24 protein-coding genes are annotated in these 24,636 nt (G+C 36.0%); 14 read left to right on the top strand and 10 right to left on the bottom strand.

Annotated elements, in window-relative coordinates:
* Nucleotides 1-58 precede the first annotated feature (58 nt).
* From rlmD to FJA49_RS12670, 3 genes are read left to right on the top strand one after another with little or no spacing between them, the layout of a single operon-like run.
* Entirely contained in the window at nucleotides 59-1,471 is a 1,413-nt protein-coding gene (gene rlmD / locus FJA49_RS12680) for a 23S rRNA (uracil(1939)-C(5))-methyltransferase RlmD (protein ID WP_140001508.1), read from the top strand.
* Nucleotides 1,472-1,475: 4 nt separating this feature from the next.
* On the top strand, nucleotides 1,476-2,021 hold the full coding sequence (locus FJA49_RS12675) for a DUF6452 family protein (RefSeq protein ID WP_140001291.1): 546 nt from the start codon (nucleotides 1,476-1,478) through the stop codon (nucleotides 2,019-2,021).
* Complete coding sequence (locus tag FJA49_RS12670) at nucleotides 1,993-2,739, top strand: DUF6048 family protein (RefSeq protein WP_140001290.1); 747 nt, start codon at nucleotides 1,993-1,995, stop codon at nucleotides 2,737-2,739. The genes FJA49_RS12675 and FJA49_RS12670 overlap by 29 nt, the downstream gene beginning before the upstream one ends.
* A 1-nt stretch (nucleotide 2,740) precedes the next feature.
* Here the strand turns inward: FJA49_RS12670 and FJA49_RS12665 are convergent, their stop codons facing one another.
* The 4 genes from FJA49_RS12665 to FJA49_RS12650 all read right to left on the bottom strand — a co-directional run bounded on the left by FJA49_RS12665 (nucleotide 2,741) and on the right by FJA49_RS12650 (nucleotide 6,351).
* On the bottom strand, nucleotides 2,741-2,974 hold the full coding sequence (locus tag FJA49_RS12665) for a hypothetical protein (protein ID WP_140001289.1): 234 nt from the start codon (nucleotides 2,972-2,974) through the stop codon (nucleotides 2,741-2,743).
* Nucleotides 2,975-3,024: 50 nt separating this feature from the next.
* Nucleotides 3,025-4,287, bottom strand: coding sequence for a TraB/GumN family protein (locus tag FJA49_RS12660; protein WP_140001288.1), 1,263 nt, complete (start codon nucleotides 4,285-4,287; stop codon nucleotides 3,025-3,027).
* A 64-nt stretch (nucleotides 4,288-4,351) separates the two neighbouring features.
* Nucleotides 4,352-5,188, bottom strand: a complete 837-nt coding sequence (locus FJA49_RS12655) for a helix-turn-helix domain-containing protein (protein WP_158629488.1) — start codon at nucleotides 5,186-5,188, stop codon at nucleotides 4,352-4,354.
* A 2-nt stretch (nucleotides 5,189-5,190) separates the two neighbouring features.
* Nucleotides 5,191-6,351, bottom strand: coding sequence for a THUMP domain-containing class I SAM-dependent RNA methyltransferase (locus FJA49_RS12650; RefSeq protein ID WP_140001286.1), 1,161 nt, complete (start codon nucleotides 6,349-6,351; stop codon nucleotides 5,191-5,193).
* Nucleotides 6,352-6,434: 83 nt separating this feature from the next.
* On the opposite strand from FJA49_RS12650, the gene FJA49_RS12645 reads away from it, so the two are divergent.
* Genes FJA49_RS12645 through FJA49_RS12635 form a run of 3 tightly spaced genes read left to right on the top strand, consistent with a single transcriptional unit; the run spans nucleotide 6,435 to nucleotide 8,834 of the window.
* A complete protein-coding gene (locus FJA49_RS12645; RefSeq protein ID WP_140001285.1) occupies nucleotides 6,435-7,166 on the top strand; it encodes an SAM-dependent methyltransferase in 732 nt (243 codons plus the stop codon).
* A 42-nt stretch (nucleotides 7,167-7,208) separates the two neighbouring features.
* A complete protein-coding gene (locus FJA49_RS12640) occupies nucleotides 7,209-7,928 on the top strand; it encodes a ZIP family metal transporter (protein WP_140001284.1) in 720 nt (239 codons plus the stop codon).
* Nucleotides 7,929-7,934: 6 nt separating this feature from the next.
* The gene (locus tag FJA49_RS12635; RefSeq protein WP_140001283.1) at nucleotides 7,935-8,834 is read left to right on the top strand and encodes a hypothetical protein; all 900 of its coding nucleotides are present in this window, start codon (nucleotides 7,935-7,937) and stop codon (nucleotides 8,832-8,834) included.
* A 28-nt stretch (nucleotides 8,835-8,862) separates the two neighbouring features.
* Here FJA49_RS12635 and FJA49_RS12630 read toward each other — a convergent pair whose 3' ends face one another.
* Genes FJA49_RS12630 through FJA49_RS12615 form a run of 4 tightly spaced genes read right to left on the bottom strand, consistent with a single transcriptional unit; the run spans nucleotide 8,863 to nucleotide 12,869 of the window.
* Nucleotides 8,863-11,523 (bottom strand): carboxypeptidase-like regulatory domain-containing protein, encoded by a 2,661-nt coding sequence (locus FJA49_RS12630; protein WP_140001282.1) that lies wholly within the window; start codon nucleotides 11,521-11,523, stop codon nucleotides 8,863-8,865.
* Nucleotides 11,516-12,250, bottom strand: coding sequence for a GLPGLI family protein (locus FJA49_RS12625; RefSeq protein ID WP_140001281.1), 735 nt, complete (start codon nucleotides 12,248-12,250; stop codon nucleotides 11,516-11,518). Before FJA49_RS12625 ends, FJA49_RS12630 begins: the two co-directional genes overlap by 8 nt.
* Nucleotides 12,251-12,254: 4 nt before the next feature.
* On the bottom strand, nucleotides 12,255-12,557 hold the full coding sequence (locus tag FJA49_RS12620; protein WP_140001280.1) for a hypothetical protein: 303 nt from the start codon (nucleotides 12,555-12,557) through the stop codon (nucleotides 12,255-12,257).
* A gap of 3 nt (nucleotides 12,558-12,560) precedes the next feature.
* Nucleotides 12,561-12,869, bottom strand: a complete 309-nt coding sequence (locus tag FJA49_RS12615) for a hypothetical protein (RefSeq protein ID WP_140001279.1) — start codon at nucleotides 12,867-12,869, stop codon at nucleotides 12,561-12,563.
* Nucleotides 12,870-13,036: 167 nt separating this feature from the next.
* On the opposite strand from FJA49_RS12615, the gene murQ reads away from it, so the two are divergent.
* From murQ to FJA49_RS12575, 8 genes are all read left to right on the top strand, one after another.
* Nucleotides 13,037-13,849 (top strand): N-acetylmuramic acid 6-phosphate etherase, encoded by an 813-nt coding sequence (murQ, locus tag FJA49_RS12610; protein WP_140001278.1) that lies wholly within the window; start codon nucleotides 13,037-13,039, stop codon nucleotides 13,847-13,849.
* 3 nt (nucleotides 13,850-13,852) lie between these two features.
* Nucleotides 13,853-14,077 carry a DUF6095 family protein gene (locus tag FJA49_RS12605; RefSeq protein ID WP_140001277.1) on the top strand — a complete coding sequence of 75 codons (225 nt, stop codon included), beginning with the start codon at nucleotides 13,853-13,855 and terminating at the stop codon, nucleotides 14,075-14,077.
* Nucleotides 14,074-14,646 carry a pentapeptide repeat-containing protein gene (locus FJA49_RS12600; RefSeq protein WP_140001276.1) on the top strand — a complete coding sequence of 191 codons (573 nt, stop codon included), beginning with the start codon at nucleotides 14,074-14,076 and terminating at the stop codon, nucleotides 14,644-14,646. Before FJA49_RS12605 ends, FJA49_RS12600 begins: the two co-directional genes overlap by 4 nt.
* A gap of 2 nt (nucleotides 14,647-14,648) precedes the next feature.
* Nucleotides 14,649-15,224 carry a DUF1572 domain-containing protein gene (locus FJA49_RS12595; protein WP_140001275.1) on the top strand — a complete coding sequence of 192 codons (576 nt, stop codon included), beginning with the start codon at nucleotides 14,649-14,651 and terminating at the stop codon, nucleotides 15,222-15,224.
* 7 nt (nucleotides 15,225-15,231) lie between these two features.
* Nucleotides 15,232-15,609 (top strand): DNA topoisomerase IV, encoded by a 378-nt coding sequence (locus FJA49_RS12590; RefSeq protein ID WP_140001274.1) that lies wholly within the window; start codon nucleotides 15,232-15,234, stop codon nucleotides 15,607-15,609.
* 11 nt (nucleotides 15,610-15,620) lie between these two features.
* Entirely contained in the window at nucleotides 15,621-16,394 is a 774-nt protein-coding gene (locus tag FJA49_RS12585; protein WP_140001273.1) for a TerC family protein, read from the top strand.
* 173 nt (nucleotides 16,395-16,567) lie between these two features.
* Nucleotides 16,568-18,049 (top strand): alkaline phosphatase PhoX, encoded by a 1,482-nt coding sequence (locus tag FJA49_RS12580; RefSeq protein ID WP_140001272.1) that lies wholly within the window; start codon nucleotides 16,568-16,570, stop codon nucleotides 18,047-18,049.
* A gap of 71 nt (nucleotides 18,050-18,120) precedes the next feature.
* Nucleotides 18,121-19,905 (top strand): cytochrome-c peroxidase, encoded by a 1,785-nt coding sequence (locus FJA49_RS12575; RefSeq protein ID WP_140001271.1) that lies wholly within the window; start codon nucleotides 18,121-18,123, stop codon nucleotides 19,903-19,905.
* A 36-nt stretch (nucleotides 19,906-19,941) separates the two neighbouring features.
* Here the strand turns inward: FJA49_RS12575 and FJA49_RS12570 are convergent, their stop codons facing one another.
* Together FJA49_RS12570 and FJA49_RS12565 are read right to left on the bottom strand one after the other, a co-directional pair.
* On the bottom strand, nucleotides 19,942-22,593 hold the full coding sequence (locus FJA49_RS12570; RefSeq protein WP_140001270.1) for a DNA gyrase/topoisomerase IV subunit A: 2,652 nt from the start codon (nucleotides 22,591-22,593) through the stop codon (nucleotides 19,942-19,944).
* A 35-nt stretch (nucleotides 22,594-22,628) separates the two neighbouring features.
* Nucleotides 22,629-24,482: a DNA topoisomerase IV subunit B gene (locus FJA49_RS12565; RefSeq protein WP_140001269.1), complete on the bottom strand. Its 1,854-nt coding sequence runs from the start codon at nucleotides 24,480-24,482 to the stop codon at nucleotides 22,629-22,631.
* Between the last annotated feature and the right edge of the window lie 154 nt (nucleotides 24,483-24,636).

The raw sequence follows: 24,636 nt of genomic DNA, 5'->3' as shown, positions 1-24,636 counted from the left end.
CCCGAAAAATTTTCTTAATTTCAATTCAAAAAACAGAACAATCACTTATTTTTGCCGTATGGGAAGAAAGAAGACAGACAAGATCGTTTTTGAAAATATTAAGGTGCTGGATGCAGGTGCCAAAGGAGTTTCAGTAGCTAAGGCACCGGACGGAAAAGTAATTTTTATTCCGAATGTCGTACCTGGAGATGTAGTTGACATACAGACTTTTAAAAAGAGAAAAGCCTATTATGAAGGAAAAGCCATTGCTTTTCATGAATTTTCTACAGACAGAGTTGAGCCGGTTTGCCAGCATTTTGGTGCTTGTGGAGGCTGCAAATGGCAGAATATGGCTTATGAAAAACAGCTATTTTACAAAAACAACGAAGTTTTCAACCATCTAAAACGAATTGGTAAAATCGAATTACCTGATTTTGAACCTATCCTGGGTTCTGAAAAACAGTTCTTTTACAGAAATAAAATGGAATTTTCGTTTTCAAACGCCCGATGGCTAACTGAAAAAGAGATTGAAAGTGATGAAGATTTGGGTAACAGAAATGCCCTTGGTTTCCATATTCCAAAAATGTGGGATAAGATTTTAGACATTACTGAATGTCATCTTCAGGAAGATCCTTCTAACGCTATCCGTAATTCAATACGAGATTATGCCAACGAGCATGGTCTGGCATTTTTTAATCCAAGAAGCCACGAAGGTCTTTTGCGTACCTTGATGATTCGTACTGCTTCAACGGGCGAAATCATGGTATTGATTCAGTTTTTTGAAGAAAACAAAGAACAAAGAGAAGCATTGCTAAACTTCCTTTTGGAAAAATTCCCAAATATCAAATCGTTACAGTATGTGATCAATAGCAAACCTAACGATACGATTTATGATCAGGATGTAATTTTATTTCATGGAAGGGATTATATACTGGAAGAAATGGAAGGCCTTAAATTTAGCATTAATGCCAAATCGTTCTACCAGACCAATTCTGACCAGGCTTATGAATTATATAAAATTACCCGTGATTTTGCCGGCCTGACAGGCAATGAATTGGTATATGACTTATATACGGGAACGGGAACCATCGCACAATTTGTCTCTAAAAAAGCAGGAAAAGTAATTGGTGTTGAAGCCGTTCCTGAAGCTATTGCTGATGCTAAAGAAAATGCAAAACGCAACAATATTACCAATTGTGAGTTTTTTGTGGGTGACATGAAAGTGGTTTTCAATGAGGCCTTTATTGCTCAGCACGGGAAACCGGACGTAATTATTACCGATCCTCCAAGAGATGGTATGCACAAAGATGTTATTGAGCAGATTTTAAAGATCGCTCCAAAAAGAGTCGTATATGTAAGCTGTAATTCAGCAACACAGGCTCGCGATCTTGCTTTAATGGATGAATTTTACAAAGTGGCAAAAGTACGCCCGGTAGATATGTTCCCGCAAACGCATCACGTTGAAAATGTTGTACTTTTGGAAAAAAGATAAATTGATGAAGAAGATTCAAAATATAATTACGGCACTTTTTATAGCTCTCTGCTTTTTTGGCTGTGAAAAGGATGATATCTGTGCCGGAACGACTCCTACTACTCCAAGACTGATGATTGAATTCCGTGAAAAAGACAATCCAGCTATCTTAAAACCTGTTACCGACCTTAAAGCTGAAGCAACAGGAATGACGACAGCCGTTGTTTTTAATGATGGGTTGGCATCGACAGATCCTAAACGTTATCTGACCAGCGCAAATAAAATTGGACTACCTTTAAAAATCACAGGAGGAACGGTAGAATATACGCTTACTCAGAATTCGACCAATGCGAATCCAGCTATCCGCAATGCGGACAAGATTACCTTCAATTATACCACAAAAGAAATTTATGTTTCCAGAGCTTGTGGCTATAAGACCAATTTTACTTTGACCGATAGTCCATTACAAGAACCTAGCTCTGTTGACAATAGTCGATGGATAAGCAATATTGTTGTCGAAACACCTAACATAGAAACTGAAAATGAAATACACATTAAAATCTATTTTTAATCTGGCTTTAGTGCTGATTTCATTATCCGCTTTTGCACAAGACAAAAAAAAGGATACCATTATTCCCACGACTGAGCGCTACGGACTACGTGTTGGTACTGACTTATATAAAATTGCCAGGTCAATATATGACAGTGACTATAAAGGTTTTGAGATTACAGGCGATTACCGTCTGACGCAAAAAATCTATATTGCAGGGGAAGTTGGAAATGAAAACAAAACGACTGACGAGCCTCAATTAAATTTTACGACAAAAGGAACCTATTTTAAAGCCGGTTTTGACTATAATATCTACAAAAACTGGCTGGATATGGAAAACATGATTACGCTGGGAATGCGTTATGGCTTTAGTTCTTTTACTCAGGAACTGAACAGCTATTCTATTTACAATCCTCATCCTTATTTTGACGAATCGGATGTAATTAATGTTTCAAGAAAATACTCCGGACTTTCGGCTCATTGGGTAGAGTTTGTAGCCGGCGTGAAGGCCCAAGTTTTTGACAATTTCTTCATGGGCTTTACATTACGAATGAACCGTTTGGTTTCTAACAAAAAACCAAGTGATTTTGACAATCTTTATATTCCAGGCTTTAACCGTACTTATGACGGTGACTTTGGTGTAGGCTTCAACTATACCGTAAGCTACTTTATTCCTATCTATAAAAAGCAGAATCTTCCTAAGACCGAAGACAAGGATAAAGGCAAAAAGAAAGAATAGGCTATTTAATCTGCCTGATTCCTTTCATGAAAATCCATTTCATAAAAAGCTTTTCGCCATCATTTGTTTTTACCGACTGAAATTGAGGTGAAAGAAGTGTTGCAACCATAAAAGCTGTTACAGGAATCCAGAATCCTTGCAAGTTGGTATAAGCCGCAACGAGGAAACGGAAAATGATAAACAAAATCGCAAAAGATAATAATTGAAAAAGGAAAGCTTTTGTCTTTAGAGTCATTGTAAAAATTCGTTAGATTAATTTCCAGTTCTGCAAAGCTAACCATAAAATTATTCTTCCGAAAGTTTAAAGACAGAAGTATTGGCTTTTGAATGGCTTAACAAAATGGCATAGTCAATAAAACCCGCCGTGCTTTTTTTGCTGTAGTCTATTTGGTTTTTAGGCTTAGGCGTCATTATTACTTCTATCAAATCAGAACAACTGCTTTGCTGATAAGGATTTTCAGATTGGTTCAATCTAAAAAGTGTAAGGTCTGAAATCTTCTGTTTTTTCAGTTCGCCAATTCCTTTAAAGTACTCTTTGCTATAGTCTCCAATGCCAAAACCGCCTTTTGTAGTCGATTTTTTATAGTTTCCCTGCTTATCAAAAACATCATCCCAAAGCACTCTCGATTTGGTAAGATAGCCCAAAACCGAAACTATTTCTTCTTTTTTATAAACTCCATTTTCAATCAATTGGGTAAAAAACGAGGCAAAATGATCTTCTTCTCTTATTTTCATCAAATGGGCAAACCCATATCTGAAAAACTTCACTCCTTCATCATAGTTGTACATCTTTGAAAGTGCGATGTAATTAGTATAAATACTTTCTTCTCTTGAAAGTTCTTCAAAACTTGCTTTTATAGTCCCAATCAGATAATCAAATTGCTTTGGGTCTTTGATGAATCGCTCATAGCTTTTTGTATTCAATTCATAATCCGCAACAAATTCCCTCAGCATTTTTTTAGAATAGCTTTCTTTATAGGGTGAATAATTTGCAGTATCCTTTTCAACCATTCCTTTTAGTTCTGATAGCTTTTTCCATTGGTTTGCTTCTGCATCAGCCAATAAAAGCAAATGTCTGCATGTATATTTATAGGTTACAATAGGATCAGCACCAAGAACTTTTATTTTCTTATCCGTTGGTAACTTATCATTTATAGCCTTTAGGTTTTTCCATTTCTTAAAAGCTTCTACAGAACGTTCCTGCGGCACTCTCGTTCCGTAAGTAATTATCAAATCTTTCAACAGTTTTTCATCACCATTTTGCAGGTATTCATTAAAATAATAAGCAATGCTATAATCCGTCTCCAGAAAGTAAAATCGGACATTGTTGTTTTTCAAAACAGCCTGTAGCAGCAAAAGTTCCGCTTCGTCTGTTTTTGCGCTTCCATGATAGGCACCAAAACCAATGATTTTTATTCCCGACTGTGGAAATTCAGATAGCTTGTTCAGGTCAAATTTATTTTTTGAAAGATAATCCTGCTTGCTTTCCTGTGAAAATGCAAATTGGAAGTAGAAAAAACATACAATAAATAGAACTCTGGATACCATAACTTTTGTTTAAGTTGGACAAATTAAAGCCTAATTCCTTGCAATTAATTGTAGGATTGAGACATTATTCCAATTTCCAATACGTGTCTTCACTTCCTAGTTTTGAAATAGAAGGAATGACTTTTTTAGGAGATTCTTTTGCAATGGATTTGAATTGGCGGATAAAGTCGGCCTGATCGTAATATTGGCTGAAAAGAGCAATTTCAGTAAGCGTATTCGATCCGTTTTGTTCTTGTGAAAAATTAATTGCCTGTCGGAATCGCACCATCTTTTTATATTCTTCAACAGAACACAACAGGTGTTTTTGAAACAATCGCAGTAGTGTTTTCCGGTTTGTCATTAATTTCTCCGAAAGCTCTGAAACTTTGGCCAGTCCGCCAGATGTTAGGATTTCATATACCGCTTTTTCAAGAATAGGAACATTAAAATCTGTCAGTCTACTTTCAAAAAAAGAATCCAGAAGTCTTACTTTTTCAGATTCGTTATTCTCTTCAAAAACAGCTGTGATGCATTTTTGAAAAGGAAGACCGAAATAATCAAAATAGCCTATTCTTTCCGAATGAACTTCAAAAAGAGGATTTTCAACGAAATGATTGAGTCCTAACGGAGCAAAAACAACTCCTATCTTGTCAAACGCACCTTTAAATTGAACCCGAATGCTTTTATCAAGGTTTGTAGTATATAAAACACTATACTGTTCCATCTTAGAACCTGAAACGGTTGTCCCTTCTTCAGACAATAGAATTTCAGCATTCTTGTAAACCGTTAGTGCATTTTTATAATTCGGGTAAAAAACAAATGATTTTTCAAATTTAGTATCGGTACAGCTATGGAAATAATAATAAGCAATATACTTCCTGATTATTTCACTTTTAGGCTGTACAGAAATAAATTTTTCCATCATCAATCCGCTTGGATATATTTGCCTTTTTTACTGCCTTCATACATTTCATACTTCACCAGTCTTGCTTCCAAACTTCCGTTGAATAGTTTGATTTTTCTGGAAGGTCTAAGCCCTACATATTTCAATGCTTCAATATTTGCCGTGATAAACCATGCATTGGTATTAGGATAGTTCTGCTTTAAAGTATCTCCTATGTTTTTATAGAAACGTTCCATTTCTATATCCAGACGTTCGCCATACGGTGGATTGAAAACCATATGCAACGGTCCTTGTATAGCTTTTTCAGTGTCGAAGAAGTTTTTCTCTGCTATAGAAACATACTCGTCCAGGTTGGCGTTTTTGATATTGTCTTTTGCTTTTAAAACCGCTGATGGAGCCTTATCATAACCCTGAATCGTATAATGAAATTCCCTTACTTTTTTCAATAAGGAATCTACAATCTGGTCAAAAAGGTCGTTATCCCAGTCATTCCATTTTTCAAAAGCAAATTCTCTTCTGTTCAGGTTCGCCGGAATATTGCAGGCAATCATTGCTGCTTCAGCCAAAATAGTTCCTGAACCACACATTGGATCTAAAAAATGCCCTTGCCCGTCCCAGCCGGAAAGCAGTAACATTCCAGCCGCCAGTACTTCATTAATTGGTGCTATATTGGTAGCGATTCTGTAACCTCTCTGATGCAGGGAATTTCCGGAAGTATCTAAAGCTACCGAAACCTGATCTCTATCGATATGGATGTTGATTCTCAAATCCGGATAATCTTTGTCAACGCTTGGTCGTGCACCAGTCTTGCTCCTGAACTGGTCTACAATAGCATCCTTACATTTTTGAGAGACAAATTGCGAGTGTTTAAAATAATCCGAATGCACGGTAGTATCAATCACAAAAGTACGGTTCGCATTTAAGTGCTGCGACCAATCGATGCCCGAAATTCCTTTATATAACGATTGTTCGTTGGTTGCTCTGAAGTGATAAATCGGCTTTAAAATTTTCAAAGCTGTACGCAACGCAAGATTGGCCTTATACATAAATCCTTTATCTCCTACAAAGCTGACCATCCTTACGCCCTGTTCTACATTTTGTGCGCCTAAAATCTGCAATTCTTTTGCCAAAATTTCTTCAAATCCGAAAAAAGTCTTGGCTATCATTTTAAAATTCTCCATACTGATTTTACTCCCCTAAATATGGGAATACTTATAGTTATTTTATGCAAAAATACACTAAATTTGCAGCTTAATTCAATACGATGCAAAAAGAAAAAAATACTTGGTTTGCCTCCTGGTTCGACACTCCCTATTATCACATACTTTATAAAGACCGGGATTATGAGGAAGCTCAAGTATTTATGGATAATATTACCAATTATCTAAATCTTCCTGAAGACGCAAAAATACTAGACTTAGCTTGTGGAAAAGGCCGCCATTCGATATATCTTAACCAGTTGGGTTATGATGTAACCGGAGCCGACTTGTCAGAAAACAGTATTGCCGAAGCTTCTAAATTTTCAAATAACAAATTGCATTTTAGTGTCCATGACATGAGAATTCCGTTTGATGAAAAATTTGATGCTATCTTTAACCTGTTTACAAGCTTTGGTTATTTTGAGAATGACGAAGACAATCGTACTACGCTACAAGCCATTAAAGAAAGCTTATCAGAATATGGTTTTGCCGTAATCGACTTTATGAATGTCCATCATGTCATTAACAATCTGGTTCCTGAAGAAACCAAGACTGTTGAAGGTATCGAGTTTAAAATCAAACGATATGTGAAAGACAATCATATTTTCAAAGAGATAGACTTTGAAGACAAAGGCGAAAAGTTTCATTTTGTTGAAAAAGTACAGGCATTGACATTACAGGATTTTGAGGAAATGATGGAAGAAGCAGGCATATTCCTGTTAGATACTTTTGGAGATTATAAATTAAAGAAGTTCTATAAGAACGACAGCGAAAGGCTAATCATGGTTTTCAAATAATTTAGGCAAAAAACTGCCTGATAATTTTCTATAGTTAAAAGTATGGATAACATTTTACCTTATATTCTGCCTCTATTGTCGGTTTTGATTGGCTATGCCATTGCGTTACTTTTAAAACCGAAAAAGAAAACCAACCTAAAACTGCTGATGGCTTTTAGCGGATCGTTTCTGCTTTCTATAACCGTCATGCATTTGCTTCCTGAAGTATATGAAGCCAGCCTTCATGCACATCATGACCACGATCACGGACATGAGCATTCGAATGCCATTGGAATTTTTATAATGCTGGGTATACTGTTCCAGATCATATTAGAATTTTTTTCTAAAGGAGCTGAACACGGCCACGTTCACGGGCATGAAGAAATACATAAAATGCCGTGGCTGCTATTCATAAGCCTTTGCATCCATGCCTTGTTGGAAGGTTTCCCTGTTAGTCATCACCATGATCTGGCATTAGGTATAGCCATCCATCACCTTCCAATTGCCATTATTCTGACTTCTTTTTTCGTAAATGCACGTCTTAATAAAACTGCGATTTTACTATTTATGGTTGCTTTTGCTATCATGACGCCACTAGGAACGGTCCTTTCAGAATACTTACCTTTCCTAACAGCTTATTATACAGAAATCACAGCAATAGTAATCGGGATACTGTTCCATATTTCATCTACCATTATTTTTGAAAGCAGCGAAGGACATAAATTCAATCTTGCCAAGCTGTCTATGATTGCGATAGGAATTGTTGCTGCTTATTTTATATAAGTTTTTATGGAAATCGTATCCAAAAGACATCCTTATAAGTTTTATTTTACGTTACTACTCCTAAACCTGGGCTTCTTATTCTTTAGCATCTTCTTTTTTATAGACGAAGAAGTAAATGCGCATGCTCTTGGATTAATTTTTATTGGAATGGCATTAGTCTGCAATTATATTTTTTTAAAAAATTCACCAAAGATTATTGTAAATGAAAAAGGAATCAAGGTTGGAAAAAAACAATACGACTGGAGTGATAGTTTAGAGATTGAAATTACAGGAAAAGGAATAGGATTCCTCCATTTTTATTACGAAGCAACAAAGATTTTATTCAAAAATCAGGATATCGTTTGTATTTATGATGTTTATTACGCTAACTCTCCTGAAATCAAAAGTTTTATCAATCAGGTTGTAATCAATAAAAGTGAAACATTCCAATTTAAAAAAATACGTTTAGAAAAAAAGAATCTATCATTCGAGAACTTAAAGACTTTTAAAGGCCACCCCGTTTTTTCTTTTACGGGAATTATGATGTGGGGACTCATCCTCTTCGTCATTTTTGTACCATCAAAAAACCCTAAAAGCCTGGAGTTTGTTCCTATACTGGTTGTATCTGCCTTTTGTTTGTTCTGGCTGTTATTAAATTCCTGGATGACTCATTATTTTCAGATTTCTAATAAGTATTTTATTGTAAAAAACCATTACTTCTTTTGGATTAAAAAAGCCTACTTGCTTGAAGACATTCGAGAAATAGTATACGACCAGCAAATAAGACAACCGAATGCCTTACGAATTATCACAAAAGATTTTGATAACAGTCGCTTTTTAGCAGGAACGCTACGTGACAAACATTGGCTTGAAATGAGGGATGTTTTAAGAAATAAAAAGATTAAAGTTAGGAACGAATGTATCTAATACTTTGTAGTTTGGAGACTCATATTAACTAAAACCGAAAAGAAACGCTTCCTAGAATATATCTTTCCAATAAATTATGTGAAGCTATGGTTTTTGAATAGTCTGAAATTGAAACAGTTTCAAATTTCTTATTATTCGTCAAATTTCTCATAATCAAAGCATATTGAAATCTTTTATTTTGAGGCGTATATCTGAGTTCAGAATCTAAAAACAAATAAGTATTGTTTTTGGACAAATCTGGTGAGACAAAATTAGTGGCAACATTCGTTTTAAAATCAGACCCAATTTTATAAATTATTTTAAAAGTATCATTAAAACTGCTAAATTGGTTTTGACTTCTATTATCCAGTAAAAAGTCATTATGAGAATAACTAAAATTGTTTTCAATATAAAATTTTGATTTAAAACTGGTTCTTAAAACACCGTTTATGAATAATAGTCTGGTTTCGACATCTCTTAGATTGGAATTATTTACAATATTTTTGTCAAATGATAAGGCATAACTGCCATTAATCTGTAAAGTAGTCCTAATAAAATGCATATACCGCTCAAAATCCAAATTCAAACTGTAATCTCTATTACCTGCTTTCAATAAAAATAAATTTGTAAAAGTATTATCAAGATTAATCGTATTTCTCGAAAAATAATTATTGTTCCTATTAGTATGATTAAAGGATAAAGAGAAACGAGTTACCTTAAAAACATCATTGTATATGTAATTCAGATTATAGGTATGTGTATTTAAAAATGAAATGTTAGGACTATTATTCCTGAAACTTCTAAAACCTGTAAGCACAAAACCCTCAAAAAGATTCTCTTCAGAAGGAACTATTTCGTTATAACTATAAGTAGCAACCAAATTAGATTTGGTATTTAAAACATACTGGAACTTCATTATTGGTGAAAAAACAAATTTTTCCTCTTCCCTATTTAGGTTTCTGATTTCATCATTCAAGGCAATATCATAATACTGATTATTAAGTAAAATTCCGAAAGCATATTTTTGTTTTTTTATATAACTCAAGCTTAAAGCAACATTAGGAAGTCGATACTTATAGTTCATACTATTTTGATAAAGCCTATCTGTATAAACCGTACCATCAGTATAATTTGCTTTCAGATTTGAGTTTAGAGTGTTATTGATAGATAAATATCCTGCAATCAATTTCAATTTCACTTTATTAAAACTTCGATAGTATTCTCCTTTAGTCTTAAAAGTTTCTTTATCAAAACGGCTGTATTGATTATTACTAATTACTTCATTAGTAGTATTCTCTTCAATATTTAAACCGGGAGTGAGTGTAAATTCTTGCGGCGCCCGATTATTACTATAGAAAACGATTCCTGTCACAGCACTATTTTCATCTATTCTATTGGTAAAGTTAAAATCTTGTTTGACAAAAAATTTAGTTGTTTTTACCTTATTCTTTTGCACTACTTCATTATTAAGGCTATTGCTGTCAAAATCAATTTCCTGATAATTAGCTTTTCCAATATATTCCCATATAAAACGATCATTTACTTTATTCGATAATTGAACATTCGCATTATATAAACGTGGTTTTTTAATAATATCCTCAATCTCATTAATTACAAATTGCTCATCATTAATACTATATTCAGTATAGGATTTATTGGTTCTGATTAGCCTGTCATCATAAATTCCTAAATTTGTTTTTGCCGTAATCTTCGATGAAAATTTATATAATAAATTGAGTTCCGAATTAAAATTACTATTTATCCTATGGTATTTATTTTCTAGTTGAGAATAAAACCCTCCCTGACTGATTAATGTTTTAGCTTGTTCTTCTTTTTCATTGGTCTGGCTCAATGAAATAATTTCCGAACTAAAATCATATGGACTGTAGTTATTACCAATATTATTGTAGGTAGTCGTTAAAAAACCTTTTGTCTTTTTGTTAATAAGCAAACCTGTTACTGAAGCATTGTATCTATCCTGAATTCCATAACTTAGGGAAGCATCACCTGAAAGGTCTGTTTTTCCTTTTTTCAGCTGAATATTAATAGCTACATCCTCAGCATTTACAAGGCCTTTAAGCATTGGGTTTTCATTAAAATTTTCAATGGCCTGAACTTTTTCAACCATTTCAACACTAAGATTTTTACTTCCGGTTGTATATTGACTACTAAATAAGTCATCTCCATCAAGTAAGAATTTTTTAATGCTTTTGCCTTTAAATTTTATCTCACCGTTTTCTTCAACTTTAATCCCAGGTAATTTTTTAAGCAAATCCTCAACAACTCTTTCTGTTCCATCTCTAAAACTTTCAGGATTATATGTGATTGTATCATTTTTAATTCTGATTGGCACTTCTTTTTCAATAACAACTTCTTCTAATTCTGTTGGTTTATTTTCAAGATTAAAGTTTAAAATAATGGCTTGCTTATTTTTCTGAATGCTACTCAAATGTTTTATTTGAGATTCAAAAGCAAGAGAGTTCACTTCTATCCAAATTGAATCCAGAGGTTCTTTTAAATCTATTTGATAAAACCCTTCATTGTTTGTTTTAGTAAATTGATAGATAGAACTAAGATTATCCGATTTTCGAATTATGACACTAGCAAAAGGCACGGGCTCATTTTCATGAAAAACCGTGCCTTTGATAGTTTGCGCTTTTAAATTAAAACTGGTACAAAAAATAATTATGAAGCAATAAAAATTATTCATTATTGTCGTTTATAAAAACTTCAACACCCCTTTTGGGAATAATAATGGCAGTATCCTGTTCAGGCACATAATTGGTTATCCTTTTAAAATAATCCTTATAAGCGTTGATAAATTGATCCCAATTAATATATAGCAGATTTAGTTTATTAAAAGGATTTTCTATGACCTCATTACTCTTTTGTATTTTGATAGCTTTGTAATGAATAGCACCCTCGTTTGAAGTAATTTCTAAAATCAAACCCGGTAAGCCATCAAATCTTTTTGGGCCACTTTGAATGGGTATAGCAGTAGTAAAATAAAGTGTATAATCCCTACCCCTGTAATGACCAACAGCTTGTTGGCATTTGTATCCTAATATTTCCTTATAGTTTTCAGTTATAGTCCATGCAACCATATAGGTATTGTCCTTAAGCAAATATTTGGGAAAAATTGTTCTCGAATAATATTCATTAGAGGCCAAATCTTTATATTCAGCCGGATCTGAAAAATCAAATTCGGAAGCTTTCTGTATAGTTTCACCAATATTTTTAAAACTTACAATGGTATCTGTAACTTTCACATAGGAAATACTCTTTGAACTATCTGTTATCAGCCTAACAATTCCGAATCCGGAAAAGCCATACTCATCCTTATCATCAGCTAACTCAAACTTATAATCAATCGCAAGGGTCTGACTATAACAAAGTGAAATATTAAATAATAGTAAGACTAAAAGTTTGTATTTCATAACTCTAATTTCCTCCTTCAATAGTGACAGGTACTTTTATATCCATAGACATTTTAAGGGCTAAATCAGCCAGTCTTCCGGCTTTACTACATGCCCTTGCCTGTGCATCTTGATACGAAATATCTGATGTGACACAGGCTTTTACAACAACAACCGTATGAGTACTTGTTCCTCTTACACCTCCTTCAGCTCTTCCTTCACAACAAGCAACTGGCGAATTTATCTTTTTTATATTCGGTTGATTTTTTGATGAAGCGATTTGAAAAAAACCACAGACCAATATCACTGTTAAAATTATTCTTCCCATCTCTTAAGGTTGTTTTAGTGTTAAATCCATCTTTTTATGTACCTCCAAAGCTTTTTCTGCTGCTATTTTTGCATTCGCACAAGCGTAAACATAAGCCTGATCTCTATTACTTGTAGCCGAAGTGGCACATTTTTTAACCGAAATTTTTATATAACCAGCTGTTCCCACAATGCCTTCACTCGCCTGACCAACACAGCACATAGTAACCTCGTTAAAATTTCGTTTAAATTCTTCTTTTCCGCTATTTGAAGCGAACAAACTAAAGGAAAGTACACACAATCCAAATGTTAAAAATAATTTCATTTTTGGCATAAATTTTAAATTTAATTGGTTAATAACTTATTTAATGTAATTATAAAACAATAATACAAAATATATAACAAAAAACATATTTTTTTATAAAAAAATTCTTATCCAAGTAAATGAATGAATAACTTAGGAAACTTCGTATTTTTGAGGAATAATATTCCTTTCAAAAAATGAGCTTCATAAAAACTACCGAACAGTCTTCAAAATATGAGCATTTAGAAAAAATGCCTATTGCAGACCTGCTTCGCAACATCAACAACGAAGACAAAACAGTTCCTCTTGCCGTTGAAAAAGCATTGCCACAGATTGAAAAACTAGTTGAAAGAATCGTCGAAAAAATGAAAGACGGTGGCCGTTTATTTTACATCGGCGCCGGAACATCGGGACGATTAGGTATTGTAGATGCATCGGAATGTCCGCCAACATTTGGTGTTCCTTTTGATCTGGTAATTGGGATTATCGCTGGTGGTGACACCGCAATCCGCAAGGCTGTAGAATTTGCAGAAGACGACAGAGAACAAGCCTGGAAAGACTTGCAGGAATGGGATATCAACGAAAAGGATGTCGTTATTGGAATTGCTGCTTCTGGAACTACTCCGTATGTGATTGGTGGTTTGCAGAAATGCATTGAAAACCGGATTACAACAGGAAGTATATCCTGTAATGCTGAAAGTCCACTATCCAAAACTTCTGATTTCCCGATTGATGTGGTAGTCGGGCCAGAATTTGTAACCGGAAGCTCCAGAATGAAAGCCGGAACGGCACAGAAACTAGTTCTGAACATGATTTCAACTTCTACTATGATACAGTTGGGAAGAGTCAAAGGAAATAAAATGGTGGATATGCAGCTGAGTAATCATAAACTTGTAGGCAGAGCTGTCAGAATGATTATGGAAGAACTATCCATTTCAGAAAGCGAGGCAGAATCACTGCTTGAAAAGTATAAAAACGTCAGGAATTCAATAGATAACTATAAAAAATAGGGCATGAATACCGACAAAAAAATACTGCAAAAAGGACTTTTATACCTGTCTATAGCAATGCCTTTGCTGTTTTTAGGGCCTGTCATCATTCATAGTGCTTTTAAAAACCAAAACCATCCGTATTACTTCATAGTTCTAGGATTTGGCATTCTGGCTTGTTTGGGAGCCATGCTGATGCTATTTCTAGGAATCCGAAAAATCATGAACAGCCTATTCAAAAAGCGATGAAAGAAACGGTACACATAGGCAAAACATTTTCCAAAGTTATTTATACAGAAGAATCAGTCCAAAAACGGGAATTCGAAAATTGTACTTTTATTGATTGCGATCTGTATGGAAGCGATTTTTCGCAAAGCCAATTTATAGATTGTTCTTTTAAGGGCTGTAACCTATCGATGATAAAACTCAATGGTACAGGATTAAAAAATGTGGAGTTTGAGTCTTGCAAGATGATGGGAATTGGTTTTGACTATTGTGACGATTTTCTGTTTGAAGTGCGATTCAGCGACTGTACTTTAGACTTCGCTTCTTTTGCGAGAAAAAAAATGCAAAAGATAAAATTTATAAATTCTTCCATGCAGGAAGTCAATTTCTCAGAAACCGATCTGACAAAAGCTATTTTTGAAGAAATCAACCTCAACAGGGCGCTGTTCAACAGAACAATATTAATAGAAGCTGATTTGTCTAAAGCTTACAACTTCTCTATTGACCCTGAACTTAATTCAATAAAAAAAGCCAAATTCTCTCTGAAAGATGCTGGCGGATTATTAGAAAAATACAACTTAAAACTCGTTTAATCATGGATGCAAATTCTTATTACCTAGAAAGTGTCAAAAAACAGTTTTTATATTATAAAACTCTTGGCGAAAAGGCTATGGCGCAACTAAGCGATGAGCAGCTTTTTATTTCCTTAAACGAAGACACCAATAGCATTGCCGTCATCGTTAAACATCTTCATGGCAATATGCTTTCTCGCTGGACTGACTTTCTTACTTCTGACGGAGAAAAGGATTGGCGTAAAAGAGATGATGAATTTGTAGACACCTATCAGTCAAAAAAAGAACTGATGGCAAAATGGAATGAAGCCTGGGATTGTCTTTTTAATGCTATAAATCCGTTACGACCAGAACAGCTTACGGAAATCATCTATATACGAAACGAAGGACATACTGTTCTCGAAGCCATCAACAGGCAATTGGCACATTATCCGTATCATATCGGGCAAATAGTCTTTTATGCTAAGCTTTTGAAAAAGACCGAATGGGACAGCCTTTCGATTCCTAAGAATAAATCCGGAGATTACAACGCTGAAAAATTCGCAAAGGAAAAATCCATCAAAAATTTTACTGACGACGAATTAAATAAGCTTAAATAAAGAACATATGAAAAAAATACTATTTCTTGCCCTGCTTTCATTAGGGTTGCTGACTTCCTGCTATAATGTAGAACTAAACTGTAAAGATTTTAAGACCGGAGAATTTCAATTTGAGTATGAAGTTAATGGTATAAAAAAAACATCTCACTTTGTAAGAAACGATACGTTGGAAATTGATACTTTTGAAGGAAAGACTGATACTTCTAAAGTTCGATGGGTTAACGATTGCGAATATATTCTGGAAAAATTACACCCAAAGAATATGGCTGAAAAAGAAGCAATTCAAATGAGAATTTTGAGCACATCTGGAAATTCGTATACATTTGAATTCTCAAAAATAGGCAACACAAACAAACAACAAGGAACAGTAACCAAAATCAAATAAACATATATAAAATGGAAGTATTCTTAAATCCGGATGCATGGGTAGCGTTATTGACTCTGACTTTTCTGGAGATTATTTTAGGTATTGATAATATTATTTTTATTTCCATCGTAACAGGAAAGTTACCTGTCGAAGATCGTAAAAGAGCTACCCGAATAGGTCTTTTCCTGGCCATGTTCATGAGAATCGGGCTTCTTTTTGGAATTACGTTGCTGATCGCAATGAAAGCTCCATTATTCTCTTTTGATTTTGGCTGGTTTAGCGGTGATGTCACCGGACAGGCTCTGATTTTACTGCTTGGAGGACTTTTCCTTATTTATAAGAGTACCAAAGAAATTCATGAAAAAGTAGACCATAAAGGCGAAGAAGAAAAAAGCCTGGGCGATGTTGCTAAAAAATCATTCTCGAGCGTAATTCTTCAAATCTTGTTGATTGACCTCATTTTCTCTGTCGATTCTATTCTGACAGCGGTTGGTATGACTAACGGACTAGAAGGTGCTTTATATATTATGATTACTGCTGTAGTAATTTCAGTAGGCGTTATGATGCTTTTTGCTGTGCCGGTTGGAAATTTCGTCAATGCCAACCCGTCTATCCAAATTTTAGGTCTGGCCTTCTTAATTCTTATCGGTTTTATGCTGATTACAGAAAGTATGCACCTTTCCGGAGCGCAGCTTGCAGGACAACATGTAGGAGCCGTTCCAAAAGGCTATCTGTATTTTGCGATTGCCTTCTCGCTTGCTGTAGAATTCCTCAATATGAAAATGAGAAAAACTTCTAAATAAATTTACAACTCTATTAATAAAGAAACGCTTCCCTGATTAGGAAGCGTTTTTTATTTACATCAAATCCTGATCCTACACAATTCCTTTACTTTTAAATATACTTTTAAAAATCATTCCTTAATTTATTGTTAACGTCTCATAAATAGCTTTGCCACAAACAAAAAACCAACAACATGAGACAACTAACAACCAAGACTTTTGCCTTTTTGGCAACGGCGAGCATCTTATTGGCAAGCTGCCAAAATGATGACAGTTCAAACGGAACGCCTGTAAATCAGGAAATCGATTTTACATCACATTCTTCCATTCCTGCGTTTGTATTCGCTATGCCAGGATTTGAGAGTATGAAGATCAGCACCTTGATTACAAGTGCTGACCAATTGCCACAATCACCAACTTTCGTATATGGTGCGCAGCCTGATGGTGCAGGATTGATGAAAAATCCTTCTGGTGAAGGTTATATCCTGATTTCAAATCATGAAATTTTACAATCGGTTTCAAGAGTATATCTAGACAAGACTTTTAAGCCTGTCAAAGGAGAATATATCGTTGACGGTGTGGGTGGACTTACCCGTTTGTGTTCTGCAACCTTGGCAACACCAGAAATTCATGGTTTTGGCCCGGTTTTCCTAACAGCTGGAGAAAGCGGTGAAGAAAGTATGGTTCATGGAATTGACCCAATGGGATTGACAAACGACAGAAGCAGAACGGACAGAGTTCTTCCTGCTTTAGGAAAAGCAAGTATGGAAAATGCTGTTCCACTTCCAAAAGAAGCTTATCCTGGTAAAACCGTTATCCTTATCGGTGAAGACCAATCGTATGCAACTTCGCATGCTAGTGCCGGGCAAATGATTATGTACATGAGCAATTCTGTTGGTGATTTATCAAACGGGAAGCTTTATGCCCTTAAAAGAACAGACGGAAACCAAGTCGAAACAGCTATGACTATGAACAATAGCTATAATGTTTCTTTTGTTGAAATTCCAAATGCTAAAAACCTTACGGGTGCTGTAATCAACACTACAGTAAACAATCTTGGTGCTATCCGATTCTCCAGAGTTGAAGACGTAGATTACAGAAAAGGGAGTGCCAGCAACAATCGTGAGGTTTATTTCACGGCAACTGGACAAGCTACTTCTAATGCTCCTGTAGATGGTTATACAATGTGGGGAAGAGTTTACAGGCTAAAAATGAGTGCTAACAACCCATTAGCAGGAACTCTTGAAGTAATAGCTGAAGGTGATAGTACTCCTGGTTCTGGATTAATCAACCCTGACAACCTTTGCGTTACTGAAAACTTTGTATACATACAAGAAGACGGTGACAGTTATTATACAGCTGCACAACACGATTCTTACATCTGGCAATACGACATCGCTACAAAACAAAACAAGCCTTGGTTAAATATGAACCATAAGAGAAGCGATGCTGCTTGGAATTCTCTATATAACCAAACAGGTGAAATGCGTTTTGGAAGCTGGGAATTTGGAGCTATGACTGACATTTCAGACGTTATTGGCGTTCCTGGAACATTCCTGGTAAACATTCACCCACACACTTGGCAAAAAGATGCTTTCCTAAATGCTGATGGAAGCGGAAGAAGCACAAATAAAGAAGGCGGACAAACAGTAATTATCCGAAACGTACAACGTTAATTCACAAGCAAACAGCACTATTAAACAACCCTTATTATCCATAAGGGTTGTTGCTTTTTTAACTACACAAAATGAAATTGAAATACTCTATATTTTTACTCATTCTATTGTCTTTATTTTTTTCGAGCTGTGAGGACAAAGCCTTTGAAAAAAACATAAAGCAGGAACTTCTGGTAGATCTTACAAAATTGAAAAACGAAATCATCTTGCTGCAGGAAGTAATTGCTACAGATGGTTCGCAAAAAGAAATCCTGAATCAATTCAAAAAAGCCAGACTCCAATACAAAAGGATTGAATGGGCAGTTGAATATTTTGTGCCTGAAACGGCAAGATTTATGAACGGACCAGCTTTGGACGAGATGGAATTAGAAGAAAATAAATTCTTTGTACCTAATGGTTTTCAGGTAATTGAAGAGCATATCTACCCGGAATACAGCTCCAAAAACAAAAAAGAAATAATCCGGGAATTGGACATTCTTCTTTCCAATGCAAAACAGGTGGAAGCCACTTTTGAAGCCATTACAATCAGCAATGATTATGTTTTAGATGCCGTACAGCAAAATGTGCATAGAATCCTGACATTGGGAATTACAGGCTTTGACAGCCCGATACTTAATTCTTCCATTGCAGAAACCAAACAAAGCATCATCATAATTCCGGAATTGCTTTTAATCATCCAACCCAACAGCAAGACCTTACAGGAAATAAAACAAATTGCTTCAAAGGCAAAAGCCTACTGCGATGCTAACTCTAATTTTAATACGTTTAACAGAGCAGAATTCATCACAGAATATCTTAATCCGCTTTCCCGAAAACTAAATCTGTTTCAAAAAGAAGAAAAGATTCCGGCCGTAGAACGAAACCGGGCACTAAAAGCAACCGCAGCAACATTGTTCGATGAAAATGCTTTTGATGTTAATGGTTTTGTAGCGTCTAACGAATACAAATATTCTGAGGAAAAAGCCCTTTTGGGAGAAAAGTTGTTTTATGACAAAAGCCTATCAAAAGATGGCAGCAGAAGTTGTGCTTCTTGTCACAATTCAGAAAAAGCATTTACTGACGGATTAAAAACCAATATCTCTTTAAAAGGAAAAAACCTCAACCGCAACACGCCTACTCTGACCTATGCTTCGTTCCAAAACGCCCAGTTTTGGGATATGCGCCAGCTCGATTTAGAAAAGCAAAGTGTAGATGTTATTGAAAATGTAGATGAAATGCATGGGTCGCTTGCTACTATTCATTCCAAAATTTCTTCGGATAACGAATACATACAGCTTTTCCGAAAAGCCTATCCAAAATCGGATAAGACAGAAGCCTGGCAGATCCAAAATGCGATTTCAAGTTATGTGCGTTCGCTCAATTCCTTCGATTCAAGATTTGATTCTTATATGCGAGGAAATAAAGAGGCTATCAATACTGAAGAAATTCAGGGCATGAATCTATTTATGGGAAAAGCGAAATGTGCTACTTGTCACTTTACACCCTTATTTAATGGAACAGTACCACCAAACTTCGCCAAAACAGAACATGAAGTTGTTGGCACGCCTGAAGATGCCACCGGAAAATGCCTAAGCAAAGATGAAGGCCGTTATATTTTCAACCAATTGTCACAACTAAAAGGAGCTTTCAAAACACCTACGCTTCGCAATGTGGCTGTAACCGCACCTTATATGCACAACGGGGCTTATATGACATTAGAAGAAGTGGTTGAGTTTTATGACCTGGGCGGAGGAACAGGATTAGGACTGACGGTAGAAAATCAAACACTTCCTACTGATAAGCTAAATCTGACCGCAGCAGAAAAAAAGGCTCTGGTTGCCTTTATGAAAACACTGACCGACAAGAAATACGATTAATAAAAAACGGAATGCAATGCATTCCGTTTTTCTATTTTAGTCTAAGCTTAACGTGATCTGTCCGTCATCATCGAGCTGTATGTCTTCTGAAACTTCTGTAGAGTCGGAAACTTCTATTTCTTCCGGAATTTCTTCCTCAGGAACTTCATACGGCAACGGTTCCAAACGGTTAATTTGTTTTAGTTTATCAGCTGTCAATTGATTACCAAGTGCCTTTATTCCTTTTACGGCAATAAAATCTTCCAAATCTACTGTCTGGTTTTCTTTTTGAACACCTTTTACTTTTGCAAACACCAATTCAGCTACAGGACGGTAGTCTGTTACTACAATTTCCAATTGTGATTTTGGATGTTCCGTAATAAATATTTCTTCCTTGTTTTCGTTTTCCACCAGGAATCGTTTTATAAAATAACGTTCCTTTTCTCCATCATAATAGATGGCAGAGATAGGCTTTTTAGGAACCCATTTTTCAAGGACCACCATGTCTTCATCAAAATGCGTTGTCAGTTCCGGAATAATCGTTTTCAGCTTACCGGATTGATTGATAATCAAAAGTCTGTCATTAGGCCTGAATTCTCCTAACAGTTCTCCCCTGCCATCCACATTTAGTTTCTGTACCGTATCGTCAAACCAGATTCTTCTCGGCTTTAAAGTCGAAATTCCTTTCTCCTTTAATTCTATTTTTTTGATTGGATATTTGGCAACCAGATTTCCTTTCGATGCTCTTCCTTTGATAGCCATCGTCGCAAAATCAATATCATATTTCAATTTTTTGACACTTCCAACTTGTCGGAGCAATATGGTAATAACCTCAGCTTCGCCATTCGGATTATGGGAGAAATACAATACCTGCGAACCTGCTTTTTCTTGTGTCAGGTCATACGCCTTGTCTCTGGTAATTCCCGAAACATTAAAGCGTTTGATATAAGACGATCCTGATTTTCCATCACGGTAAATCATGTTATAGATTGTACGCTTATCGTTCTTATCAAAAATGGCAACGTGGATAATGTCTTTACCGACAAACTTTTTGTCATCGACTTTAGACACCATCATGGTTCCGTTTCGAAGAAAAACAATCACATCATCAATATCGGAACAATCCGTAACGTATTCGTCTTTTTTCAAACCGGTTCCAATGAAACCTTCTTCCCTATTTACATACAATTTGGTATTTCTCAATACTACTTTTGTAGCTTCAATATCATCAAAAATTCGGAGTTCGGTTTGGCGTTCCTTACCTTTTCCGTATTTTTCTTTTAGTTTGGTAAAAAATGCAATCGTGAAATCAATAATATGATCAAGATCGTGTTTTACCTGTTCGATATCACCTTCCAAAGCTTCGATTTTCTCTTGCGCTTTGTCAATATCAAACTTGGAAATTCTTTTGATTCGGATTTCTGTTAAACGAACAATATCTTCTTCAGTAACGGCACGCTTCAAATGCTGAACGTACGGTTTTAATCCTTCATCAATCGCCTTGATAACGCCTTCCCACGTTTCTTCTTCTTCGATAAGACGGTAAATTCTCTTTTCAATAAAGATACGCTCCAAAGAAAGGAAATGCCATTGTTCTTCCAATTCATCCAATTGGATTTCCAATTCTCGCTTAAGCAAATCCACCGTTCTTTCAGTAGAAATTTTAAGCATATCAGACACGCCAATAAATAACGGCTTATGATCTTGAATTACGCACCCCAATGGAGCAACAGAAGTTTCACAAGCTGTAAAGGCAAACAAGGCATCGATTGTCTTGTCTGGAGAAACACCCGGATAAAGATGGATTAGGATTTCAACTTCGGCAGCAGTATTGTCTTCAATTTTTTTAATCTTGATTTTTCCTTTGTCATTGGCCTTCAAAATACTGTCAATCAAAGTAGAAGTATTTGTCGTAAAAGGAATCTGTGTTATGACCAACGTCTGTTTGTCGAGCTGTGCAATTTTCGCACGAACACGAACACGACCGCCACGCATTCCGTCATTATAATTGGAAACGTCAGCAATACCAGCCGTTGGGAAATCAGGATATAATGTAAAAGGCTTGCCTTTTAGTATTTTTATAGAACTATCGATCAGCTCATTAAAGTTATGCGGTAATACCTTGGTAGAAAGTCCAACGGCAATACCTTCCGCACCTTGAGCCAATAATAACGGGAATTTTACAGGAAGATTTATCGGTTCGTTTCTTCTACCGTCATAGGAAGCCTGCCATGAAGTAATTTTTGGAGAGTACAAAACATCATGTCCAAACTTACTGATTCTTGCTTCGATGTAACGGGAAGCAGCTGCTCCGTCACCTGTCAAGATGTTTCCCCAGTTTCCTTGCATGTCGATAATCAGATCCTTCTGTCCGATCTGCACCATGGCATCACCAATACTGGCATCACCGTGCGGGTGATACTGCATTGTATGCCCAACGATGTTCGCTACTTTGTTGTAACGACCATCATCCAGTTCTTTCATCGAGTGCATAATCCTGCGCTGTACCGGCTTAAAACCATCTTCTATTGCAGGAACGGCACGCTCTAAGATTACATAGGAAGCATAATCCAAAAACCAATCCTTATACATTCCGGTTACCTTCGTTATGGTATCTTCCGGATTAACTTCTTCCTGGTTATCGTAAAAATGCGTCCCTGATCCCTCAGGCTGACCTTCAATCGGCTCTAAATTCTCTTCTTCGTCCATTTATTTAAGCGGTCCTATAATTATTTAATCTAATCTTATTTCTCAACGACGTCCAATTCTACTTTCAGGTTGTTGATGATAAATTCTTGTCTGTCTGGCGTGTTTTTACCCATATAGAAAGACAGCAGCTGTTCGATTGAAGTCAGCTTGTCTAACATGACCGGATCCAAACGGATATCCTCACCAATAAAATGCTTGAATTCATCAGGAGAGATTTCTCCCAAACCTTTAAATCGTGTGATTTCCGGCTTAGGTTTTAGCTTTTCAATGGCATTTACCCGTTCTTCTTCGGAATAGCAGTAAATGGTTTCTTTTCTGTTTCTTACCCTGAAAAGCGGTGTCTGCAAAATATACAAATGTCCTTCCTTGATTAACTCAGGGAAAAATTGCAGGAAGAATGTAATCAGCAGCAAACGGATGTGCATTCCATCGACATCGGCATCGGTTGCGATTACGATATTGTTATAACGCAAATCGCCCATGTCTTCTTCAATATTCAAAGCAGCCTGCAGCAGGTTGAATTCTTCGTTTTCGTAAACAATCTTTTTGCTCATGCCATACGAATTCAAAGGCTTACCACGCAAACTGAATACTGCCTGTGTATTCACATCACGTGACTTGGTGATAGAACCCGAAGCCGAATCTCCCTCCGTGATAAAAAGCGTGCTTTCTAAACTTCTTGGGTTTTTAGAATCCGTTAAGTGTACACGGCAATCACGTAGTTTTTTGTTGTGAAGGCTGGCTTTTTTTGCCCTGTCTTTCGCCAACTTACGAATTCCTGAAAGTTCTTTTCTTTCTCTCTCCGCTTGCAGAATCTTGCGTAAAAGCAAATCTGCCGTTTCCGGATTTTTATGTAGAAAGTTATCTAATTTATTTTTGATAAAATCATTGATAAACGTACGAACTGACGGCAAATCCGGCCCCATTTCTGTAGAACCCAACTTTGTTTTTGTCTGCGATTCGAATACCGGTTCCATTACTTTCACGCTGATTGCGCTGACAATGGATTTACGGATATCGGATGGCTCAAAGCCTTTATTATAAAATTCTCGGATTGTTTTGACAAGCGCCTCACGGAAAGCAACCAAATGGGTTCCTCCCTGAGTTGTATTTTGTCCATTCACAAAAGAATGGTATTCTTCTGAGTATTGCGATTTACTATGTGTTAAAGCAATTTCTATATCATCGCCAGAAAGATGGATGATTGGATATACCATATCTTCCTGAGCAATATTTTCTTCCAACAGGTCTTTAAGTCCGTTATCAGAATAAAATTTTTCACCATTGTAAATTATTGTCAGTCCTGTGTTCAGGTAGCAATAATTTTTAAGCATTTTCAATACGTATTCGTTCCTGAACTTGTAGTTTTTGAAAATGGCCTCATCCGGAGTAAAGGTCACTTTTGTTCCTTTACGCTTGGTAGTCTCGATAATATCTTCTTCAAGCACCAGATTACCTCCTGAGAATTCTGCTGCTTTCTGTTTTTCTTCACGAACTGATTCTACCCTGAAATAAGTCGACAAAGCGTTTACTGCCTTGGTTCCGACACCATTCAGACCGACTGATTTCTTAAAGGCAAGGGAATCGTACTTTCCTCCCGTGTTCATTTTGGACACTACATCCACTACTTTTCCAAGCGGAATTCCGCGCCCATAATCTCGTACGGTAACTATCTTCTCCTTGATTGTCACCTCTATGGTTTTTCCGGCACCCATAACGAATTCATCGATACAGTTGTCCAAAACTTCTTTCAAGAGGATATAAATACCATCGTCTGGCGAAGAACCGTCGCCCAATTTCCCGATATACATACCCGGACGCATTCGGATATGCTCCTTCCAGTCGAGAGAACGGATATTGTCTTCGGTATACTGATTTTGTTCTGACATTTGAAAATTATGGATTTTGTGCTAATATACAGTATCCGCAAGAAAAATGAAAGTCTTGCAGGGCAAAGTTATCAATAGAATAATTGACAAAATTACAATCCTATTTGCATCTGAATAGTAGAGAAATTCAGACTTTATGTTATAGCTCTATAAT

Origin of the sequence: Flavobacterium microcysteis (assembly GCF_006385255.1) — a bacterium.
GTDB lineage: Bacteria > Bacteroidota > Bacteroidia > Flavobacteriales > Flavobacteriaceae > Flavobacterium > Flavobacterium microcysteis.
This window is presented reverse-complemented; position numbering and strand designations above follow the sequence as displayed.

Coding starts and splice junctions, on each gene's coding strand:
- rlmD (WP_140001508.1), top strand. CDS start 59: ATGGGAAGAAAGAAGACAGACAAGATCGTTTTTGAAAATATTAAGGTG.
- FJA49_RS12675 (WP_140001291.1), top strand. CDS start 1,476: ATGAAGAAGATTCAAAATATAATTACGGCACTTTTTATAGCTCTCTGC.
- FJA49_RS12670 (WP_140001290.1), top strand. CDS start 1,993: ATGAAATACACATTAAAATCTATTTTTAATCTGGCTTTAGTGCTGATT.
- FJA49_RS12665 (WP_140001289.1), bottom strand. CDS start 2,974: ATGACTCTAAAGACAAAAGCTTTCCTTTTTCAATTATTATCTTTTGCG.
- FJA49_RS12660 (WP_140001288.1), bottom strand. CDS start 4,287: ATGGTATCCAGAGTTCTATTTATTGTATGTTTTTTCTACTTCCAATTT.
- FJA49_RS12655 (WP_158629488.1), bottom strand. CDS start 5,188: ATGGAAAAATTTATTTCTGTACAGCCTAAAAGTGAAATAATCAGGAAG.
- FJA49_RS12650 (WP_140001286.1), bottom strand. CDS start 6,351: ATGGAGAATTTTAAAATGATAGCCAAGACTTTTTTCGGATTTGAAGAA.
- FJA49_RS12645 (WP_140001285.1), top strand. CDS start 6,435: ATGCAAAAAGAAAAAAATACTTGGTTTGCCTCCTGGTTCGACACTCCC.
- FJA49_RS12640 (WP_140001284.1), top strand. CDS start 7,209: ATGGATAACATTTTACCTTATATTCTGCCTCTATTGTCGGTTTTGATT.
- FJA49_RS12635 (WP_140001283.1), top strand. CDS start 7,935: ATGGAAATCGTATCCAAAAGACATCCTTATAAGTTTTATTTTACGTTA.
- FJA49_RS12630 (WP_140001282.1), bottom strand. CDS start 11,523: ATGAATAATTTTTATTGCTTCATAATTATTTTTTGTACCAGTTTTAAT.
- FJA49_RS12625 (WP_140001281.1), bottom strand. CDS start 12,250: ATGAAATACAAACTTTTAGTCTTACTATTATTTAATATTTCACTTTGT.
- FJA49_RS12620 (WP_140001280.1), bottom strand. CDS start 12,557: ATGGGAAGAATAATTTTAACAGTGATATTGGTCTGTGGTTTTTTTCAA.
- FJA49_RS12615 (WP_140001279.1), bottom strand. CDS start 12,869: ATGCCAAAAATGAAATTATTTTTAACATTTGGATTGTGTGTACTTTCC.
- murQ (WP_140001278.1), top strand. CDS start 13,037: ATGAGCTTCATAAAAACTACCGAACAGTCTTCAAAATATGAGCATTTA.
- FJA49_RS12605 (WP_140001277.1), top strand. CDS start 13,853: ATGAATACCGACAAAAAAATACTGCAAAAAGGACTTTTATACCTGTCT.
- FJA49_RS12600 (WP_140001276.1), top strand. CDS start 14,074: ATGAAAGAAACGGTACACATAGGCAAAACATTTTCCAAAGTTATTTAT.
- FJA49_RS12595 (WP_140001275.1), top strand. CDS start 14,649: ATGGATGCAAATTCTTATTACCTAGAAAGTGTCAAAAAACAGTTTTTA.
- FJA49_RS12590 (WP_140001274.1), top strand. CDS start 15,232: ATGAAAAAAATACTATTTCTTGCCCTGCTTTCATTAGGGTTGCTGACT.
- FJA49_RS12585 (WP_140001273.1), top strand. CDS start 15,621: ATGGAAGTATTCTTAAATCCGGATGCATGGGTAGCGTTATTGACTCTG.
- FJA49_RS12580 (WP_140001272.1), top strand. CDS start 16,568: ATGAGACAACTAACAACCAAGACTTTTGCCTTTTTGGCAACGGCGAGC.
- FJA49_RS12575 (WP_140001271.1), top strand. CDS start 18,121: ATGAAATTGAAATACTCTATATTTTTACTCATTCTATTGTCTTTATTT.
- FJA49_RS12570 (WP_140001270.1), bottom strand. CDS start 22,593: ATGGACGAAGAAGAGAATTTAGAGCCGATTGAAGGTCAGCCTGAGGGA.
- FJA49_RS12565 (WP_140001269.1), bottom strand. CDS start 24,482: ATGTCAGAACAAAATCAGTATACCGAAGACAATATCCGTTCTCTCGAC.